General features: G+C 61.1%; 19 protein-coding genes. 5 read left to right on the plus strand and 14 right to left on the minus strand.

Features of this window, described 5'->3' with window-relative positions; all coding sequences use genetic code 11:
- Nucleotides 1-2: 2 nt before the first annotated feature.
- From ABH909_RS18445 to ABH909_RS18510, 14 genes are all read right to left on the minus strand, one after another.
- Complete coding sequence (locus ABH909_RS18445; protein WP_429435868.1) at nt 3-668, minus strand: cytochrome c oxidase subunit 3; 666 nt, start codon at nt 666-668, stop codon at nt 3-5.
- The gene (locus ABH909_RS18450) at nt 631-2,229 is read right to left on the minus strand and encodes a cytochrome c oxidase subunit I (RefSeq protein WP_429435871.1); all 1,599 of its coding nucleotides are present in this window, start codon (nt 2,227-2,229) and stop codon (nt 631-633) included. The genes ABH909_RS18445 and ABH909_RS18450 overlap by 38 nt, the downstream gene beginning before the upstream one ends.
- Nucleotides 2,226-3,170, minus strand: a complete 945-nt coding sequence (gene coxB / locus ABH909_RS18455) for a cytochrome c oxidase subunit II (protein ID WP_429435873.1) — start codon at nt 3,168-3,170, stop codon at nt 2,226-2,228. Before coxB ends, ABH909_RS18450 begins: the two co-directional genes overlap by 4 nt.
- Complete coding sequence (locus ABH909_RS18460) at nt 3,167-3,967, minus strand: SCO family protein (RefSeq protein WP_429435875.1); 801 nt, start codon at nt 3,965-3,967, stop codon at nt 3,167-3,169. Before ABH909_RS18460 ends, coxB begins: the two co-directional genes overlap by 4 nt.
- Nucleotides 3,957-4,343 (minus strand): hypothetical protein, encoded by a 387-nt coding sequence (locus ABH909_RS18465; protein ID WP_429435877.1) that lies wholly within the window; start codon nt 4,341-4,343, stop codon nt 3,957-3,959. The genes ABH909_RS18460 and ABH909_RS18465 overlap by 11 nt, the downstream gene beginning before the upstream one ends.
- Nucleotides 4,333-5,343, minus strand: a complete 1,011-nt coding sequence (locus tag ABH909_RS18470) for a hypothetical protein (protein WP_429435880.1) — start codon at nt 5,341-5,343, stop codon at nt 4,333-4,335. The genes ABH909_RS18465 and ABH909_RS18470 overlap by 11 nt, the downstream gene beginning before the upstream one ends.
- A complete protein-coding gene (locus tag ABH909_RS18475; protein ID WP_429435882.1) occupies nt 5,343-5,873 on the minus strand; it encodes a c-type cytochrome in 531 nt (176 codons plus the stop codon). Before ABH909_RS18475 ends, ABH909_RS18470 begins: the two co-directional genes overlap by 1 nt.
- Nucleotides 5,870-6,394 carry a DUF3341 domain-containing protein gene (locus ABH909_RS18480; RefSeq protein ID WP_429435884.1) on the minus strand — a complete coding sequence of 175 codons (525 nt, stop codon included), beginning with the start codon at nt 6,392-6,394 and terminating at the stop codon, nt 5,870-5,872. Before ABH909_RS18480 ends, ABH909_RS18475 begins: the two co-directional genes overlap by 4 nt.
- Nucleotides 6,387-7,751, minus strand: a complete 1,365-nt coding sequence (gene nrfD, locus ABH909_RS18485) for an NrfD/PsrC family molybdoenzyme membrane anchor subunit (protein ID WP_429435886.1) — start codon at nt 7,749-7,751, stop codon at nt 6,387-6,389. Before nrfD ends, ABH909_RS18480 begins: the two co-directional genes overlap by 8 nt.
- Nucleotides 7,741-10,638: a TAT-variant-translocated molybdopterin oxidoreductase gene (locus tag ABH909_RS18490; RefSeq protein ID WP_429435889.1), complete on the minus strand. Its 2,898-nt coding sequence runs from the start codon at nt 10,636-10,638 to the stop codon at nt 7,741-7,743. Before ABH909_RS18490 ends, nrfD begins: the two co-directional genes overlap by 11 nt.
- Entirely contained in the window at nt 10,635-11,219 is a 585-nt protein-coding gene (locus tag ABH909_RS18495) for a cytochrome c3 family protein (protein WP_429435891.1), read from the minus strand. Before ABH909_RS18495 ends, ABH909_RS18490 begins: the two co-directional genes overlap by 4 nt.
- A gap of 142 nt (nt 11,220-11,361) precedes the next feature.
- Nucleotides 11,362-11,664 (minus strand): hypothetical protein, encoded by a 303-nt coding sequence (locus ABH909_RS18500; protein ID WP_429435894.1) that lies wholly within the window; start codon nt 11,662-11,664, stop codon nt 11,362-11,364.
- Nucleotides 11,665-11,932: 268 nt separating this feature from the next.
- Complete coding sequence (locus ABH909_RS18505) at nt 11,933-12,832, minus strand: proline iminopeptidase-family hydrolase (RefSeq protein ID WP_429435897.1); 900 nt, start codon at nt 12,830-12,832, stop codon at nt 11,933-11,935.
- A gap of 93 nt (nt 12,833-12,925) precedes the next feature.
- Nucleotides 12,926-13,687, minus strand: coding sequence for a LuxR family transcriptional regulator (locus tag ABH909_RS18510; RefSeq protein ID WP_429435900.1), 762 nt, complete (start codon nt 13,685-13,687; stop codon nt 12,926-12,928).
- 180 nt (nt 13,688-13,867) lie between these two features.
- On the opposite strand from ABH909_RS18510, the gene ABH909_RS18515 reads away from it, so the two are divergent.
- Genes ABH909_RS18515 through ABH909_RS18535 form a run of 5 tightly spaced genes read left to right on the plus strand, consistent with a single transcriptional unit; the run spans nt 13,868 to nt 18,508 of the window.
- Nucleotides 13,868-14,755, plus strand: a complete 888-nt coding sequence (locus ABH909_RS18515) for a proline iminopeptidase-family hydrolase (RefSeq protein ID WP_429435902.1) — start codon at nt 13,868-13,870, stop codon at nt 14,753-14,755.
- Between the two features lie 3 nt (nt 14,756-14,758).
- Complete coding sequence (locus tag ABH909_RS18520; protein WP_429435904.1) at nt 14,759-15,706, plus strand: ABC transporter permease; 948 nt, start codon at nt 14,759-14,761, stop codon at nt 15,704-15,706.
- The gene (locus ABH909_RS18525) at nt 15,703-16,557 is read left to right on the plus strand and encodes an ABC transporter permease (protein ID WP_429435906.1); all 855 of its coding nucleotides are present in this window, start codon (nt 15,703-15,705) and stop codon (nt 16,555-16,557) included. The genes ABH909_RS18520 and ABH909_RS18525 overlap by 4 nt, the downstream gene beginning before the upstream one ends.
- Entirely contained in the window at nt 16,554-17,540 is a 987-nt protein-coding gene (locus tag ABH909_RS18530) for an ABC transporter ATP-binding protein (RefSeq protein ID WP_429435909.1), read from the plus strand. Before ABH909_RS18525 ends, ABH909_RS18530 begins: the two co-directional genes overlap by 4 nt.
- Nucleotides 17,537-18,508, plus strand: coding sequence for an ABC transporter ATP-binding protein (locus ABH909_RS18535; protein ID WP_429435911.1), 972 nt, complete (start codon nt 17,537-17,539; stop codon nt 18,506-18,508). Before ABH909_RS18530 ends, ABH909_RS18535 begins: the two co-directional genes overlap by 4 nt.
- The last annotated feature ends 10 nt before the right edge of the window (nt 18,509-18,518 follow it).

The raw sequence follows: 18,518 nt of genomic DNA on the forward strand, positions 1-18,518 counted from the left end.
TCTCAGCGCCCTGCCAGGTAGAGGGTTGGAAATAGCAGAATCCAGATCCCGTCCACCAGATGCCAGTACAGGGTGACCATTTCCAGACGTGTGCGTGTCCCACGATTCAGCAGCTTGTCTGGCGCGAGTCGTACGTAAAGCCACAGCCCCAAACCGACCGCCACCAGTACGTGCATGGCGTGCAGCGCCGTGGCGATGAAATACAGGTTCATGAACAGACGCGCGGACGGTAGATGCAGCGGTGAGTCGACGGCGAATCCTGGCAGCAGTCCTTCGCGGTATTCAAGACCGTATTCGACGCCTTTGCACATCAGAAACAGTACCCCCGACAGAGTCGCCCCCAGCAAGCAGCGGCGCAGACGCCGCGCATACCGCGACGTGCGAGCCGCCAGCGCCAGGGTCATCAGCAAACTGCTGGTCAACAACATGAAGGTGTTGGCCGCTGCCAGTTGCCAGTGCAAAACCGCCACCGCTTGCGCCACACCGTCGGGGTGCTGCAGCTGGTAAATCCATGCCACCAGAATCAGGCTGCCGAACATCATCACTTCGGTGGCCAAGAACAGCCACATGCCCAGCCTCGCGGCCTCACGCTGCTGCGCCCAGGCCACGAAGGGCTCGGCTGGCCTCTCGTCAGACCGGATCACGGCGCGCCTCGGGAGAATAATCATAGGCTTCGAAATCCACCGTCACCGGCACCTCGAAATTGTGCGACGGCGGTGGTGACGGCACGCGCCACTCCAGGCCCGCCGCCTCCCAGGGATTCATTGGCGCCCGCTCGCCCCAGCGCAAGGAGCCCAGCAGATAAAAGAACGGCAACACGTAGGCCAGCGCCAGAATCGAGGCCCCGGCCGATGACAGGACGTTGAGGAACTGAAAATCCGGGTCATAGCTGTGATAACGCCGGGGCATGCCCAGATACCCGAGCAGGAATTGCGGAAAGAACGTCAGGTTGAAGCCGCAAAAAACCAGCACCGCGGTGATCTTGCCCCACAGCTGCGAATACAGGCGTCCGGTGATTTTCGGCCACCAGAAATGCAACGCACCAAAGTAGCCGGCCACCGCCGCACCGACCATGATGAAGTGGAAATGCGCGACCACAAAATACGTGTCATGGGCATGCAGGTCGGCGGCGAGCAATGCCAGGAACAAGCCGGTCACCCCCCCGATAATGAACAGCCCGATAAAGGTCAGGGCAAACAGAAAAGGCGCATGCAAAGTCAGGTCGCTTTTGTACAGGGTCGCGCTCCAGTTGTAGGCCTTGATCGCCGACGGAATCGACACCATGAAACTCAGCAGCGAAAACACCAGGCTGGCATACATCGACTGCCCGGCGACAAACATATGATGACCCCAGACCAGAAAACCGATGATCGCGATCGCCACGCTGGACCCGGCGACAAAACGATAACCGAAGATGCGCTTGTGCCCCGCCGCCGTGATCAGTTCGCTGACCACACCCATCGCGGGCAGGATCATGATGTACACCGCCGGATGGCTGTAGAACCAGAACAGGTGCTGGAACAGCAACGGATCACCGCCCAGGCGCGGGTCGAATACGCCAATGTTGAACACGTGCTCGGCGAGCAACAGTAACAAGGTGATCGCCAGCACCGGCGTCGCCAATACCAGAATGATCGAGGTGGCGTAGATCGCCCAGATGAACAACGGCAGACGCATCCAGGTCATGCCCGGCGCGCGCAACGTGTGCACGGTGGCGATGATGTTGATGCCGGTGAAGATCGAGGAAAACCCGGCGATGAACACACCGCAGATCACTGCCACCACGTGGCCGTTGCTGAACATCGTCGACAGCGGCGTGTAGAACGTCCAGCCGGTGTCGACCCCGCCGAGCAGCAGCGCCAGCAATGTGAACAAGCCACCGCCGAGCAGCAGGTACCAGCTGAACAGATTCAGGCGTGGAAAGGCCATGTCCCGGGCTCCGATCATGATCGGCACGAGGAAGTTGCCGAACACGCTGGGGATCGACGGAATCAGGAAGAACCAGACCATGATCACCCCGTGCAGGGTAAACGCTCGGTTATAGCCGTCGGCGGTCAGCAGATCGCCTTGCGGGGTGACCAGTTCGAGACGGATCAGGGTCGCGGCCAACCCGCCGGCAAAAAAGAAGAAGGTCACCGTGACCATGTACAGCACCGCGATGCGCTTGTGATCGCGGGTCAGAAACCACGAAAGCAAACCTTGTTGATGCAGATAGCCGGGAGCGCTCATTTCGGCTCCCCGGAAGCTGTGGTCGGTAAAGAACGCAGGTAAGCCACCAGGCGCTGCACGGCCTCTTCGTCCAACAGGTTGCTGTAGGTCGGCATGATCGGCAGGTAACCGGTCACCAGGTGTTTTTGTGGCAACACAATGCTGTCGCGCAGGTAGACGTCGTCCGCCACGATCTGGCTGCCGTCAGCCAGGCGCACCGTTCGATTGAATACGCCGGCCAAGGACGGCGCGTTGCCGGAATCGTGGCAACTGCCGCAGCCGTATTGGCGGTACAAGGTCTCGCCTTGGCTGATCAGGTCGGCGACGCTGCCGTTGTTCTGCAGCCATTGCTGATAGTCACCCGGATCGAGCACCACCAGCCGGGCGAGCATCGCCGCATGGTCGGTGCCGCAGTATTCGGCGCAATACACCTGATAGGTGCCGCTGTGTTCGGCCTGGAACCAGAGCATGCTGTAACGCTGCGGCAACACGTCTTGCTTGATCCGCAAACTGGGGAAAAACAGGCTGTGGATCACGTCTTCGGAAATCATCGTCAGCCTCACCGGGCGCCTTGCCGGGACGTGCAAGGTGTTGATCTCACGCTGCCCGCCCTGATGCTGAAACTTCCACATCCATTGCCGCGCCGTGACCTGGATTTCCAGGGCATCGGCGGGAGGCGTGCGCGCAAAAAAGAACAGCCGTGCCGAGAACAGAAAAATCACCAGCGAGCCAATGAACGGCAAGATGATCCAGGCCAGTTCGATCGGCAGATTGCTCTGCGCCCGATGATCCCGATTCGCCTCGCGCCCACGTCGATAGCGCCAGATAAACACCCATAGCGCGACAAACACGGGCACCACAAACAACGCCATCATCCCGGTGAAGCCGATCACCAGCCAATCGACCGAGGCGGCGTAGTCCGAGCCCTGCACGGGCCACAAGCGCAGGAAGTGTTCGTTCATGGCTGCCCCTGTCGATCGCGGCGCACCGCCAGAACAATGAACAGTCCCAATACCGATACCGTCACCAGTCCCGCCACTTGCAGCAAAAAGATGATCCGACTGCTGTAGGTGCCGCTCTGCGGGTCGTAGTGGTAACACAGCAGCAGAAGCTGCTCCTTGAATGCGCCCAGTTTGCCCTGCCCCGCTTCGGTCAATGCCAGACGCACATCGCTGGCCTGATATCCGAGGCCATAGAGCCAGCGCGACAGGCGTCCATCGCCGGTCAACACCGCCACCGCCGAGCTATGCGCGTATTGTTGCTGTTGCTCATCGAAGCGATAACTGAAGCCCAGTGAATGGGCCAGGGCCTGACTCGCACCGGCGTCGCCGGTCAGCAAATGCAAGGCTGGCTCAGCCGCCAGCGACGGCCAACGATGACTCAATCTGGCGAGCTCTTCGCGGGCGGCATGGCTGTCTTCCCGCGGATCGAAACTGAACGCAATCACCTGAAAATCCCGGCCCAAGCGGTAAGGCTGAATAGCCAATTGGCTGAACAGGGTCGAGAGCGCCGCGCCACAGACGTTCGGGCAGCGGTAATACAAAGGCACCAGCAGCGTTGGCCGACCGCCCAGCAAATCGCCGAGGCGTACCGAATGGCCGCGCTGATCGGTAAATTTTGCATCCAGCGCCAAACGCTGGCCGACCTGGGCCGTGTCGATTGGGGCGGAGGAAAACGGGTCGAACGTTTGCGCGGCACTGTATTGAACGGTGATCAGCCATAGCAACGCCAACGCCAGCGAAACCCGTTCACGGTTCATGCGAGGTGTCCTCGGGTGCTGGCCAACCCTGCTCCAACAGCACTTGCCGTGCGTGTTCCAGCGGCAGGTGCACGATGCGCCGCTCGCGGTCGACCCAGCCGAAGCTGTCGAGGTGAATACGCTCGGCGGCAAGCTGGCGTTCACCCTCCTGTCGAGGCTGGGATTGCAAGCGCGGGGCCGGTGGCAGCAGCCGCTCACGCTCCAGAGCGCTCAAGGGTGGCTGCCGCGATTCTGCGCGATGTTGATAGCTGATCAGCCACCAGGCCACGCCGGTGAGGCACAACAGCACCGCCGCCAGAAACAGCGCCACCAGGCTCCAGACGGTGTCACTGTCGACCGTGTCGGGTTCGTAGCCGAGCGGTTTTTCAGACTTCATGGCGCCTCCGTTGCCATTGCCAACGCCACCATGCCCACAGGCCAAGACCGTAAATCCCTTGGCAGAGCACGGCCATCAGACCGGCTCCGATTTCGACGTCGGGGAATATCGACGGCAAGCTCATCCAGATCGACTCGACACCGCCCAGCAGCAGAATCGCCGAGCAACCCCAAATCAGAACCTGTGACCGAGCGCCCCAAGGCGAGGCCAACGCCAGCAGGCACGTCACCTGCCCGGCCATCAGCAACCCGCTGAGCGCGCCCCAGACACCTGCCTGGCGTACGCGATACCACTGGGTTTCGTCTTGAAGATTCACCGACCAGATAATCAGGTACTGCATGAAATGCACGTAGGCCCAGAACGCCAAGGCACCGATCAGCAATCCACGCAGCACCTGACGCTGTGGGGCCGGCAGCGGCACAAGGTTCCAACACAGCACGCAGAGGCCGGCAAACGCCAGGCCATCGAGCAACTGCCGGGCGATCAGCAACACACCGAACAGGCTGGACACAAATCCCGACTGCAATGACATCAACCAGTCGACCGCCGCCAGGCTGACCACCAGCCCATACAGGATCAGCCCCGGACCACTGCGTTCAGCATCCGGACGCTGCGACCAGCACAGCAGAGCCAGCGCAAGCCCGGCGTAAAGCAGCGTGCGCAGCACAAAAAACCACGGCGACAGCCACAGCCCGCGAAACCCTGGCGTGTCGAGGTGGAACCACGGATACAGCCAGTTCATGGTGAGCAACACCGGCACCAGCATCGGCACAATCAGCAGCACCGCGCTGCTCCCCAGTCGGCTGCCCGGCGCCAGCAGCATTTGCCAGCGGCCACTGATCAAGGGCGTCAGTAGCGCCAGCAGCAGGCAACCCCACACAATGTTGCTGCCGTTGACCGCGGCCGCCAACGCCCCGGCGCCTACCCAGGCCGGCTGCCAAACCCCGAGCAGCATGACGCCGACGGCGCCAATGGCGAATGTTCCCGCTAACCGCCTCATCAGTTACTCTCCTCGAACGCCTGACGCAGCTCGGCTGGCAGACGCTCCAGAGGCGCGTGCTGGCTTAACTGCAACAAGCGCACATGAGCAACGATGGCCCAGCGTTCCGCCGGCAGGATGCGTGATTCATAGCCGTACATCAGGCCTTTGCCCTGAGCGATGACCTGCATCAGTTGAGCATCGGAGGCATCGAGCAATCGCGGTTCGGTCAACGGCGGCGGTGCCGGGAAACCCCGGCTCACCACCAGACCATTGCCTCGCCCGCTCAGGCCATGGCATGGAGTACAGAACGTCTGGTAACTCGCTTCGCCACGGGCAAGCAACGCAGCGGTCAATGGTGGACGCTGCTGCACAATCGCTTCACGCTCCAGTTGCCCTCGGGCGACGGTACCGACGGGAGGTTGTCGGCTACTCAGGCCGTTTTCGAACAAGGCGCCGGGGCGTTGTTGCGCAATTTTCGCCTGACGCGACATGTCATCGCAGCCGCTGCCCAGCACAACGACTATCAGCGCCCACGGCCAGACCTTCATGGCTGCACCTCGTGCACGCTGATCGCCCGCTCAGCCAGCCAGGCTCGAGTAGCCTGCGCGTCGAACAATGGATCGCCGGCGTCGATAAACAGGAAAAACCCATCGTCACTGGCCCGTTCGAAACCCTCTGCGCCAAACAACGGGTGATGCAAACGTGGCAGGCGGCTGCTGATCAGCAGCGTAAGTACCGCAGCCATCGCCGACCCGACCACGGCGAACAGAAAGGTCACCATCATCAGCAACGGCAAGGCAATCAACGGCCGGCCGCCGACGTTCAGCGGATAGCTCCACACCGAGCCGATCTGCATAAGCAGCGCCAGGCCGATGCCGAGCAATCCGCCGATGCAGGCCATGCCCGATACCCTGGAAGCCTTGGGTTTCAACAGCGGTTGCAGCGCCTCGAGCGGAAACGGCGCGAACGCATCGAGCTGTCGGTAGCCGATGGCCCAGGCGTGCAGGCTGGCTTCAACCAGCGTTTGCGGTGCATCGAATTCAGCCAGCAATCCTACGGATTCAGTCATCGCCGCGCTCCTGATGCAGCGCCTGCTTGACCTCGAACGCCGAGACCATGGGCACGTAGCGCAAAAACAGGCTGTAGGGCAGCAGAAACACACCGAAACTGCCGATGAACAGTGTCCAGTCCCAAAGCGTCGGGGTGTAGCCGCCCCAGGTCGAGACCAGAAAATCGCGGGTCTGCGGCGGGACCACCAGCATGAAGCGCTCGGCCCACATGCCCACCAATACCGCCAGCGCCACCGCCGCCAAAACGCCCGGACGCTGACGCACCGAACGCCACCACAACGCCTGGAGTACGCCGACGTTGCAGACCATGGCCAACCAGAAACTCCAGGCATGAGGGCCGCTCAGGCGTGTCAGCAGAACTTCGATCTCATGGGAATCGCCGCTGTAAAACGGCATGAATAGATCCATCAGATAGCCATAGGCGGTGAGCCAACCGGTGGCCAGCAGCAGGCGTCCGAGCATGTCCAGATGACGCAAGGTAATCAGTGCTTCGATGTGCAGCAACCAGCGCACGCCAATGGCGAGCAACGTCACCAAGGCAAAACCGGAAAACACCGCACCGGCCACAAAGTACGGCGGGAACAGCGTCGAATGCCAACCGCTTTGCGGGCCCATGGTCAGCAGGAACGAATAGCCGCTGGACACGGCAAACACCAACGGGATCGCCAGCATCGCCAGCACCCGGATGGTACGTCGCCACAACGCCCAATGCTGCTGCGAACCGCGCCAACCCAGCGCCATCAGGCCATACAGCGTTTGCCTCAGCGAACCTTGGGCACGATCTCGCGCCGTGGCGAAATCAGGAATGGCTCCCACCAGCAGAAACAGCAGCGACACCGTCAGGTACGAAAGGATCGCAAACATGTCCCAGGCCGTCGGGCTCTTGAATTGTGGCCACAGGCCCATTTCATTGGGGTACGGCAGGATCCAGTAAAACAGCCAGGGCCGCCCCAGGTGCAGGATCGGATACAGCGCGGCGCAGATCACCGCCATCAGTGTCATCAACTCCGCCAGGCGATTGAGGGTGTGCCGCCACGGCCGCTCGATCAGCAACAGCAAAGCCGAGATAAAGGTGCCGGCATGGCCGATGCCCAGCCACCAGATGTAGTTGAGAACACCCAAGCCCCAGTGCACCGGCTGATTGTTGCCCCACATGCCCACGCCGTTGGCCAGCAGTACCGCGGCCGAAGCCAGATACATCAGCAACAGCGTGATGGCAATTGCGAACATCCAGCGCCACGCCACCCGCCGGGGAAACTGCTGCAAGGGGCCGAACACCTGCCGTGACACTTGCTGATCGCTGAGGTCCCGTGGCAGAAAATGCCCGCTATCGTGCAGCAGCGGTTCAGGCCTCATCGCCGTCACCCCCCTCCTCGATCCGTGCCAGGTAAGTGGTACGAGGGCGTGTGCCGAGGGCTTCGAGCAAGCGGTAATGACGTGGATCCTTGCGGGCATGGCTGACCGCGCTGGTGGCGTCGGCGATGTCACCAAAGCGGATCGCCTGGCTCGGACAGGTTTGCTGGCAAGCGGTGACGACTTTTGTGGTGTCGAAGTCGGTGCCCTGCTGTTTGTCCTCGATGCGCGCGGCGCTGATGCGCTGAATGCAGTAGGTGCATTTTTCCATCACGCCCCGGGCGCGCACGGTGACGTCGGGGTTGCGCTGGGCCTGAATCGAGGGCGCGGTGTCGGCGTTCCAGTCCAGCCAGTTGAAGCGCCGTACTTTGTACGGACAATACGAGGCGCAGGTGCGGGTGCCGATGCAGCGGTTGTAGACCATCTGATTCAAGCCGTCGCGGCTGTGTACCGTGGCATTCACCGGGCAACCGGTTTCGCACGGCGCCTGTTCGCAGTGCATGCACGGCAATGGCTGGAAGCGCGAGCGTGGCGCATCCAGTGATCCCTGGTAGTAATGATCGATGCGCAGCCAGTGCATGTTGCGCCCTTTGGCCACCTGCTCGGCACCGACCACGGCGATGTTGTTTTCCGCCTGACACGCCGTGACGCAGGCATTGCAGCCAGTACACAAGTCTAGGTCGATGACCATGCCCCACTGCGGGCCGCTGTCAACGACCGGGCTATAGAGCGAGGCCGGAATCTGCTGCGCCGGCAATTGCGGCGCCTGGCGCTGCACCACGCGAATCGGCGGCGCTTCATCGCTCGGTAATTGATGATGGGTCTGGGTCACGGCCAGGGTATGGCGCTCGCCACTGGAGCGTACCGAGGCACTCACCGACGAGGACTGGATCGGCCGTACCGCATAACCCAACCCGTTGCCGACCCGCCCGGCATGGCTGCGCCCGTAACCGGTGTACAGGGCAATCACCTGATCGGCCTGTCCCGGCTCGATCCACGCCGCGCCGCGCAATAATTGCCCTGGAAGCGCCACTTCGACGCCATCGCCATTGCCCACGCCCACCTGTTCTGCCAACCGTGGCGACAGTCCGACCACGTTGCTCCAGGTCAGGGTGCTGATGGGTTTGGGCAACTCCTGCAACCAGCCCAGATTGGCGAAACGCCCGTCCCATACGCAAGGGTCCGGACGCACCACGGCTTCGAGGCCATCGATATCGATCAGGTTCAGCACCCATGTCGCCGCTTCAGGGACTTGCACCGCTGGCGCAGAGGTTTCGATCCAGCCATCGGCCAAGGCCTGACGCCACTGACTTTGCGGAACATGGGACCAGGTGATTCGCACCGGATCCAGGGCGTCGCTGTCGGCGGCGGTCAGCAGCAGTTCGATGATTTGATGCAGGGTTCGGGTCGAGTACAGCGGCTCGATCAGCGGTTGCACAATGCACGCGCTGCCATCCGCCGCCCGGCTATCGCTCCAGCCGTCAAGCGCATGATTGAGCGGCAAATGCCAATGGCAATGTGCGGCGCTCTCGTCGTAGTAAAGCCCGGCATGCAGGCGCAACGGTACTTTTTGCAGCAACCCTTCCAGCCCCAGATCCGGTGCCGAGGTCAGCAACGGGTTGCAATCGAGCAGCCACAATTGGCTGACGTTGCCACCAGCCAATTGCTGACTCAGTTGCTCCAGCGACGCCCAGAACTGTCCACGTTCATAACCCAACAACGTCGGCGTCTGCCAGTCCAGCGTCCGACCGTGGGCACCCAGCCGCTGGTTGAGCCGCATCACCTGCGCCTGCACATCACCTGCCGCTTGCTTGCTCACGCAGATCAGGCCACGGCCGGGATGAGCCTTGAGCGCCGTGGCGGCTTCGTCGACCCAGTCGAGCTGTCGCGCACTCAGGCGCGGCTGATCGGCCACGTTGTCGCCCAACGCGCGGCTCAGCGCCAGCACCAGATCAGGCTGTCGCGAAGGGGCAATCGGCAACCGTCGCGTGGCAGCAGCCCCGGTCAGCGTCGGAATGCTTTCGGCGACAAACGACAACGCCGCACCGTGCCCTTGCGCCGCTTGCCGTCGACGTTCCGCCCAGCCGCGTTGCAACAGCGTCTGGTGCGGACCGCTGCCCAGCGGATCGTCTTCCAGGCAAACCAGCACCTCGGTGTGTTCCAGGTAACGTCGGGCATCCAGCGGCTGGCCGAATACTCGTTCGCTGATGCGCAATGCCTGAGTCTCGGCGAACGGTTCGGCGTGATACAGCTGCGCCTCGGGCCAACGCCGACGCAGCGCTTCGAGTTGCCGCCCAAGGGTTGGGGAACTGCTGGCTGCGCAAACGATATGCAGGCCTTTGCCTCGCGTGGTGTCCAGCGTCAACCGTTGTCGAGCCAGCGCACCACGCACTTCGTCCCAACTGGTTTCCCGGCCCTTGAAGCGGGGCGCTTGGGAGCGGTCCGGGTCGTAGAGTTGCAGGATTGCGGCCTGGGTAAAGGCATCGCACGCACCACCGGACATCGGGTGCTGCGGATTGCCTTCAAGTTTGATCGGGCGTCCGCCGAGGGTTTTGCCCAGCACGGGTTGGGCGATGCCACAAAACGGCATGGCCGTGGCATACCAGCTCGCAATGCCAGGTGTCAGTTGCGTGGCTTGTCTGATCGCCGGCACGGCTTGCTCAGGGGGTTTGCCACACGCGGCCAGGCCTGCCATGGCCAGGGACGCCGCCATCAGTTGCAGAAAATGTCGGCGGTTCAACAAGGGTGCGGTACCGGGAAATTCTGCCTCAATCAGCGCCTGCGCCTCAGGCGTCGCGGCCAGCGCTTCAAGGCCGCGCCAGTACGCGGCGCCTTTGAGCCCGGCGAGCTGCTCGCGCCATGCGGCGAAGTCCGGCGAGGAGGCGCTCATCGATGACAAATCCCGCAATCGCTCAGGCCTCGGGGGTCGATTCGTCGCTCCCCCGCAGGGCGCGGCGCCGGATCGCGGTGGCAGGCCAGGCACTGGCCCATGCTCAGCGATTCGGCCTTGAACATCAGCTGCATGCGATCCACTGCGCCGTGGCATTCGCTGCAGCCCACGCCCGCCTTCACGTGCACGCCGTGATGGAAGTACACGTAGTCCGGCAGTTTGACCACTCGCTGCCAATGCAACGGCTGTGATTCGCGCAGGCTTTTGCGCAAGGGTTCGAGCAGGTCGGCGTTTTTCCAGATTTGCGAGTGGCACGTCATGCAGGTTTCGGTGGGCGGCAGACTGGCCATCGCGGAAGATTCCACGGAACTGTGGCAATAACGGCAATCGATTTTCAGCTCGCCGACATGGTGGGCGTGACTGAACGGCAGCGGCTGTTCGACCACCCAGTTACGGCCGGTTCGGTAGTCGGAGCGGTCCAGGGCCAATGCCACAAGCAAACCTCCCGTGAGACCGACGAACAGCACCAACAGCCCCAGGCGCAGCCAGGTATCGGCCGAGCGGCTGAAGATCTGCGCCATCGCCGGATTCCAGAATTCACGTTCTTAAGGCTATGGCTGCGTTTGCGCTCAGGAGTTCTTTATTTCCGATGCACGTGATCACGACTGCATGGATCCATGCAGGAGCGAGGCTGTGGCAGGTCCCGATCACCCCCTGCGCAAATCAACCGACCTTGTCGTTATCCTGTTCTGGCGTTTCGATGCCGGGCTCCGCTTCGCTGGTTTGTGCCCGGGTTTTGGTTGTCGATGACGTCTGCTCATCAGGCGCGTCACGCGGGTAACCGGGCATTCCTCGGGCGTCACTCGGGCCTTGGCGATGATCTTCCGCGTTCCTTTCCTTGTCCCAATCGGTGGTGGCATTGGGGTCTTCATCGCGGCCAGCGGTACCGAGCACGCAGCCATCGTCATTGGGGTTGCTCAAATCCTGGGTGGACTCTTCCTTGGTGGTGGACGGATCAGGTTTCATATCAGTCTCCAATACCAGGTAATGGAACTTCTTTGGAGACATTGTCCGTGCCAGAGTGCAGGGCAATTGACGAATGGTGCCTGCGATCTGAGCGATGATCTGGGTGCAAAAGGTTTCTCGCGGGCGAAAAAAAATGGACTTCTTTTCAGAGGTCCATTTGTTTCCTCATCCCACCAGAGATCGCAGCAAGCCGACGTCTGATTGGGTGATCGATCTTTGAGTGATTTTGCCGCACAAGCAGGCCCGTGGACCTCACGGGCCGTTTCGCCTACAAGCACTCATCCAGGAAACTCACCACCGTCCCCATGCAGCCGACCCGCTCCTCGACATGGGGCATATGGCTGGAGTTCTCGAACAACGCCCAACGAACATTCGGTATCTGCTGCAGAAAGGGTCTGACCACGGTCGGTGTTGCTTCATCGTAGCGACCTGATATCACCAGCGTCGGCACGTTGACCTGCGGCAAACGGTCGACGATGGTCCAGTCTTTCAGGCTGCCTATCACATGAAATTCCGTCGGCCCGCTCATGGCATGGTAAACGGTGGGATCGGCATCGACCTGGGCAAACGTACGCGCGACTTCTTCGGGCCAGGGAATGACGCGACACACATGGTTGTCGTAAAAAACCCTCGAAGCGTCCTGATAGGCGACCGCTTGAAAATCCCCTGCCCGTTCGTACTCAAGCAAAGTTTCATGGACACCGGCAGGCAGCAGTTGACGTAAACGGTTGGCTTCCTGAACCCAGACGCGCATGTCCGACGGGGAATTAGCGAGAATCAAGGCCCGGAGTCCCGCAGGTTGCCGTACCGCGTGCTCGCTGGCGAGCATGCCGCCCCAGGATTGCCCCAGGAGTGCGTAATTGTCGCTGATCTGAAGATGATCCAGCAGATTATCCAACTCCTCGAGAAACAGCGCTACGTTCCAGAACGAGGCGTCTTTTTCCGGCAGGTGGGTCGAGCGACCGTTACCCAGTTGATCGTAATGCACCACCGCCCGCCCACTCGCGGCGATGTCCTTGTAGGCATCGACGTAATCATGCGTGCAGCCCGGGCCACCATGCAGAATCACCAGCGGCGTGTGTTTACCGTCAAAGTGACCGGTGATGCGATACCAGGTCTGATAAGGACCAAAAGGTGCAAAGCCTTCGCGTATTCCGATAGATTCCATTTCTTCGTGCCGCCCCTGAAAAACCGTACGGCACACAATAGCGGGATCCGACCGTCAAAATAACTAGAGAAACAGATAGGTTTTTGCCCTGTTTCAGCTATCGAGCAATCGATAGTGGGTGGCACGAACCACGGCCTGGACCCGATTCTTGGCCCCGAGTTTGTGCATGGCCGAGGTCAAATGAAGGCTGATAGTGGCCAACGAACGATTCAGTTGGCTGGCAATCTCGGCGGCGGTCAGCCCCTCCGCCGCCCATTTCAGGCACTCGCGTTCACGTTTGGTCAGATGAATGGGAGGCGTGTGAGCCTCCTTGCCAAGCAACGGATAGGCCGCTTCCTGCAAGGCATGGGAAATCAGGCTGAAATCGGCCAGGGTCCGCCGGGCATCGCGCAACACACCGGCGCTGTTGCCGGAACGCAACCCGGTCAACGAGGCGAAACCGCCTTTGGGCAGATGAATCGGAACTGAGACGCCACACGTCATTTGCGTGTCTTCCAGATAGCTCACCACTGGCGCATGGCACTGGTTGATGACCGGTTCCAACAGGGTGTCAGTCCCGGGTTTGTAGGACCAGACAAAGGGTGAAACACAATTGAGGGCTACCTGCTGGACCGGGTCGATCTGGTAGTAACCCTCCGCACACCAACGCGTATGCCAATCGGCTGGCGTGTTGCGCAGTTTGAGCACCGAGGGCGTGATCAACTTGCCTTCATGGTCCAGTGGCACCGGGCTGTAGTCGTACACCAAAGCATCGAAGCCCAGCTCCTGAGCCAATAGCAAGGCGTTGTCCATCTGCTCATCCAGGCTCTTGCCTGATAAAAGACGGGGATTAACGTCAGATAGCTTGCTCTGCATCCATTGCGCTCCGTAATTAATTTCAATCCTGAAATTCAGCACGTAGAATGCCACGCCTCGGCGAGGGACTGCCAGACCAAACCTATAACAAATACTAGCTTTTGGGCACATGACTTACTCAGTAAGGTAGGCCATTTGGTTAGCATCCGAACCGGTCAGCATCATAAAGGGAGAGTTTCGATGTGGCGTGAAATCGAGCCGGACCAGCACTTTAACGTCGAAGTCGATGGCCACAACCTGGTGGTTTACAGCTTTGGCGAGGGCGATGAGGTCCTGTTGTGCCTCAATGGAGGCCCGGGGCTTCCCTGCGATTATCTGCGTGATGCCCATGGCTGGCTCAAGGACAAGGGGTTGCGCGTGGTCGCCTTCGACCAACTCGGCACCGGCGCGTCTGACAGACCTCAAGACCCATCCCTGTGGGATATTTCCCGTTATGTCGCTGAGGTGGAAACCGTCCGGCAGGCCCTCGACCTGGGCCGGGTGCATTTGCTGGGGCACTCCTGGGGCGGCTGGCTGGCGATCGAATATGCCATTTATCACCCTCATGCAATTAAAACCCTGATTCTGGAAAATACCGTAGGCGATATCCCGCACCTGTCTCAGGAATTGGAGCGTCTGCGTGGTGCGCTTGGCAGCGAAACCGTGGCCATGATGCAGCGCCATGAAGCCATGGGCACCCTCGATCACCCCCAATACCAAGCGGCAATCACCCTCCTCAACTATCGCCACGTCTGCCGCCTGGACGAGTGGCCGGCACCGGTCACACGCTCTTTGGGCGACTGGAACATGGGGCCCTACACAACCATGCAGGGGCCAAACGAGTTTCTCTACGTCGGCAATCTGAAAAACTGGAACCGTCTCCAGGAAATGGCGGACTTCACCATGCCGGTATTGATTACCACCGGCCAGCACGACGAACTGACGCCAGCCTGTGCCATGCGCATGAAAATGGCGCTCAAGGATGCGGCACTGCATGTGTTCCCCAACAGCAGCCACATGCCCTTCTACGAAGAACCTCACGCCTACTTTCCGGTGTTACTGGATTTCCTCCAGCGGCACCGAGGTTAGTCGATGAATCTGTCGCGTTACCGTTTCATCCTCTCACGCCCCCTGCAGCTGCTGCCGGTGCTGTTCGGCATCAGTCTCATCACGTTTGTGCTGGTGCGCTCGATTCCCGGCGACCCGGCGCGCGCCCTGCTCGGCTCGCGCAGTACGCCGGAGGGGCTGCTCAGGGTTCGCGCTCAGTTCGGCCTCGATCAACCGCTGTGGATGCAGTACTTCTACTTCCTGAAAAACCTGTTCAATGGCGACCTTGGCCAGTCATTGCTGTACAAGGTCGATGCCTTGAAGCTGATCAGCACGCGCATCGAGCCCACGTTGTCTCTGGTGCTGGGCAGCGTGCTGCTGGCCATGTTGATCGCGGTGCCGCTGGCCACCGTTGCGGCCCGTAACAAGGGCGGTTGGGGCGACAACCTGATCCGCCTGTTCACCACCGCCGGCCTCGGCATGCCGGCATTCTGGCTGGGGATCATGCTGATCCTGCTCTTCAGCGTACAACTGGGCTGGTTCCCGGTTTCCGGCTACGGCCGTTCCTGGCTGGACAAACTGCACCACATGGTCCTGCCCTGCCTGACCATTGCCCTGGCGTTATCGGCGGTATTGATACGTAATCTGAGGGCAAGCATGCTGATGGAATTGCAAGCCGACCATGTCACGGCAGCCCGCGCTCGCGGCCTGTCTGAAGACGTGGTGTTTCGTCGCCATGTGTTGCCCAACTCGCTCGTACCCGCCGTCAACCTGCTGGCGGTGAACATCGGCTGGCTGATCAGCGGCACGGTGGTCATCGAGAGTCTGTTCGCCATTCCCGGGATCGGCCAGTTACTGGTTCGAGGCATCTTCACCCGTGACTATATGGTGGTCCAGGGCGTGGCGATGGTGCTGGCCTGCGCCACTGTGGCGGTAAACTTTCTTGCCGATGTGGTAACAGTCGCCATCGATCCACGGGTGAAAATCCGATGAGCAGCCAGGCAACGACGGTTCCTCGATTGAACCTGCGCCTGGGTTTGCGCAACCCTCGACTGGCAATGGGATTGGGCCTGGCAATCCTGCTCAGCTGGCTGGCGCTGGCGATCTTCGCGCCCTGGATCGCGCCCTTCGATCCGATCGCCCAGAACACTGATATTCGCTTGCTGGCGCCCCATCTGGCCCACCCGTTCGGCACCGACAATTTTGGCCGCGACGTGTTGTCCCGAGTGATCTGGTCGGCCCGCATCGACTTGCAACTGGCGGTGATCGGGGTGATTTTCCCGTTTCTGATCGGCACCTGTGTCGGGGCGTTGTCCGGCTACATCGGCGGGCGTTTCGACACGTTCTGCATGCGCCTGATCGATATCATCCTGGCCTTCCCGTTCCTGGTGTTGATGCTGGCGATCATGGCGATCCTCGGTCCTGGCCTGATGAGTTTCTATATCGCCATGGCGCTGGTGGGCTGGGTGTCCTACGCACGCTTGATCCGCTCGCAGATCCTGATCCTCAAGGAAAGCGATTTTGCCCTGGCCGCCAAAAGCCTCGGCTTCGGTCATGGGCGCATTCTGTTCAGGCACCTGCTGCCGAACGCGATGTTCGGTTCGATCGTGTTTTCCATGTCCGATGCGGTACTGGTATTGCTCAGCGGCGCGGCGGTCAGTTACCTCGGTCTTGGTGTTCAACCACCGACCGCCGAGTGGGGCACGATGGTCGCCGAAGGCCAGAGTTTCATTACCTCCGCCTGGTGGATCTGCACCTTTCCGGGATTGGCGATCGTCACCCTGGCCATGGGGTTCAGCCTGTTGGCCGATGCTGTTGCCGAACACTTGGGTGAACGCTCGTGAGTGCGCCTGTGCTGAAGGTCGAAGAGCTCAGCATTATCGCCCGTAAGGGTGAGCACGAGGTGACGCTGGTGGATCGCTTGTCCTTTGACCTGGCCGAGGGTGAAGTGCTTGGGCTGGTGGGGGAAAGCGGCTCCGGTAAAACCATGGCTTGTCGCGGTTTAATGAGACTGCTGCCGTCTCCAAACCTGCGAGTCGAAGGCACAACCGTGCAGTTGGCCGGGGAAAATCTGCTGCGCCTGGACGAGGCCGGCATGCGCCGCATGCGTGGACGTCAATTGGGGATGATTTTCCAGAACCCCAGCAGCCATCTCGACCCGTTGATGCGCATCGGCGAGCAGATTGGCGAAGGTATTCGTCTGCACCAAGGCGCCAGCAAGCGCGAAGCCCGCGTTCAAGCCATCGACGTCCTTCGGCAAGTGGGCATTCCCGATCCGCAGCGACGAGTCGACAGTTACCCTCACGAATTTTCCGGCGGCATGCGCCAGCGAGCGATGATCGCCGTGGCGTTGGGTTGCAACCCGAACGTGCTGATCGCCGATGAACCGACCACCGCCCTCGACGTCACGGTGCAAGCGCAGATCCTGCGCCTGCTATTGGATCTTCGTGACCAGCGTGGCCTGTCGATCATCATGATCACCCATGACCTGGGGGTCGTTGCACAGACCTGCGACTCGATTGCCGTAATGTACGCCGGACGCTTGTGCGAGCACGGCAACAAGCACGAGGTGCTGGCCCATCCACGCCACCCTTACACCGCGGGGTTGATCGACTGTCAGCCGGCCACCAGTCACGGTCACGCATTGCTCAAAACCATCGCCGGGCAACCGCCCCTGCTCGACGCCCTGCCCCAGGGTTGCCGCTTCAATCCGCGTTGCCAGCAAATCGGTAACCGATGCACAACACTGATGCCGGGGTTGCAGCCGGTCAGCCATGGACACCGCATCGCTTGCCATTACCCCTTGGCCGCCGGAGACCGCTCATGACCCTGCTCAAGGTCAAGGATCTGCATGTGCGCTTCGCCGCGCCGGGCACTGGTTTTCTGGGCATGAACCGACAATGGCTGACGGCGGTCAACGGCGTTTCGCTGACCCTCTCGGCCGGAGAAACGCTCGGACTGGTCGGCGAGTCGGGCAGCGGTAAAAGCAGCCTGGGGCGGGCGATCCTGCACCTCAACGAGATTTACGCCGGGCAGGTACTGTTCGACGGCATCGACATGGCCCATGCCGGAAAAGTCGACATCGAGCGGCTGCGTCATGAGACGGCGATGGTTTTCCAAGACCCTTATGCCGCGCTCAATCCACGCTTGAGCATCGGCCAGACCCTGGCAGAAGTGCTTCGGGTACAACGCAAGGTGCCGGAATCGCTGATTGCCGCCCGTGTCGATGAACTGCTGACTTTGGTTGGTCTGCGCCCCGAATTGGCCGCCCGCAAACCGCACGCCCTGAGCGGCGGCCAATGCCAGCGTGTCGGGATCGCCCGTGCGCTGGCCGTGGAGCCGCGCCTGATCGTCGCCGATGAATGCGTCGCGGCGCTGGACGTGTCCATCCAGGGGCAGATCATCAACCTGCTGCTGGAGCTGCGTCAGCGCATGAACCTGGCGATTGTGTTCATTGCCCATGATCTGGCGATCGTTCGCCGGCTCTGTGATCGGGTGGCGGTGATGTACCTGGGCAAGATCGTCGAAGAAGGCCCCGTGGAGGACATATTTCGCTCCCCGCGACATCCTTATACCGCCGCGCTGATCCAGTCGATTCCAGAAATCGATCCGGCCCGAGCGCTACCCACCGACCCTTTGCCCGGTGAACCGCCCAGCCCTTTGCAGTTGCCATCCGGCTGCGCCTTTCACCCGCGCTGTCGCTACGTTCGTGCCACTTGTAGCCAGGTGGCGCCCCCTACCCGTCAACTCGACGTTCGCCGTTACGACTGCGTGCTCGAGGAGCCTTTGTTCTAAAAAACCACGT

Origin of the sequence: Pseudomonas sp. BS3782 TE3695, assembly GCF_050435305.1 — a bacterium.
GTDB lineage: Bacteria > Pseudomonadota > Gammaproteobacteria > Pseudomonadales > Pseudomonadaceae > Aquipseudomonas.

Bases quoted from the DNA above. Each gene is read 5' to 3' on its own strand.
- ABH909_RS18445 (WP_429435868.1), bottom strand. From the start codon at position 668: ATGATTATTCTCCCGAGGCGCGCCGTGATCCGGTCTGACGAGAGGCCA.
- ABH909_RS18450 (WP_429435871.1), bottom strand. From the start codon at position 2,229: ATGAGCGCTCCCGGCTATCTGCATCAACAAGGTTTGCTTTCGTGGTTT.
- coxB (WP_429435873.1), bottom strand. From the start codon at position 3,170: ATGAACGAACACTTCCTGCGCTTGTGGCCCGTGCAGGGCTCGGACTAC.
- ABH909_RS18460 (WP_429435875.1), bottom strand. From the start codon at position 3,967: ATGAACCGTGAACGGGTTTCGCTGGCGTTGGCGTTGCTATGGCTGATC.
- ABH909_RS18465 (WP_429435877.1), bottom strand. From the start codon at position 4,343: ATGAAGTCTGAAAAACCGCTCGGCTACGAACCCGACACGGTCGACAGT.
- ABH909_RS18470 (WP_429435880.1), bottom strand. From the start codon at position 5,343: ATGAGGCGGTTAGCGGGAACATTCGCCATTGGCGCCGTCGGCGTCATG.
- ABH909_RS18475 (WP_429435882.1), bottom strand. From the start codon at position 5,873: ATGAAGGTCTGGCCGTGGGCGCTGATAGTCGTTGTGCTGGGCAGCGGC.
- ABH909_RS18480 (WP_429435884.1), bottom strand. From the start codon at position 6,394: ATGACTGAATCCGTAGGATTGCTGGCTGAATTCGATGCACCGCAAACG.
- nrfD (WP_429435886.1), bottom strand. From the start codon at position 7,751: ATGAGGCCTGAACCGCTGCTGCACGATAGCGGGCATTTTCTGCCACGG.
- ABH909_RS18490 (WP_429435889.1), bottom strand. From the start codon at position 10,638: ATGAGCGCCTCCTCGCCGGACTTCGCCGCATGGCGCGAGCAGCTCGCC.
- ABH909_RS18495 (WP_429435891.1), bottom strand. From the start codon at position 11,219: ATGGCGCAGATCTTCAGCCGCTCGGCCGATACCTGGCTGCGCCTGGGG.
- ABH909_RS18500 (WP_429435894.1), bottom strand. From the start codon at position 11,664: ATGAAACCTGATCCGTCCACCACCAAGGAAGAGTCCACCCAGGATTTG.
- ABH909_RS18505 (WP_429435897.1), bottom strand. From the start codon at position 12,832: ATGGAATCTATCGGAATACGCGAAGGCTTTGCACCTTTTGGTCCTTAT.
- ABH909_RS18510 (WP_429435900.1), bottom strand. From the start codon at position 13,687: ATGCAGAGCAAGCTATCTGACGTTAATCCCCGTCTTTTATCAGGCAAG.
- ABH909_RS18515 (WP_429435902.1), top strand. From the start codon at position 13,868: ATGTGGCGTGAAATCGAGCCGGACCAGCACTTTAACGTCGAAGTCGAT.
- ABH909_RS18520 (WP_429435904.1), top strand. From the start codon at position 14,759: ATGAATCTGTCGCGTTACCGTTTCATCCTCTCACGCCCCCTGCAGCTG.
- ABH909_RS18525 (WP_429435906.1), top strand. From the start codon at position 15,703: ATGAGCAGCCAGGCAACGACGGTTCCTCGATTGAACCTGCGCCTGGGT.
- ABH909_RS18535 (WP_429435911.1), top strand. From the start codon at position 17,537: ATGACCCTGCTCAAGGTCAAGGATCTGCATGTGCGCTTCGCCGCGCCG.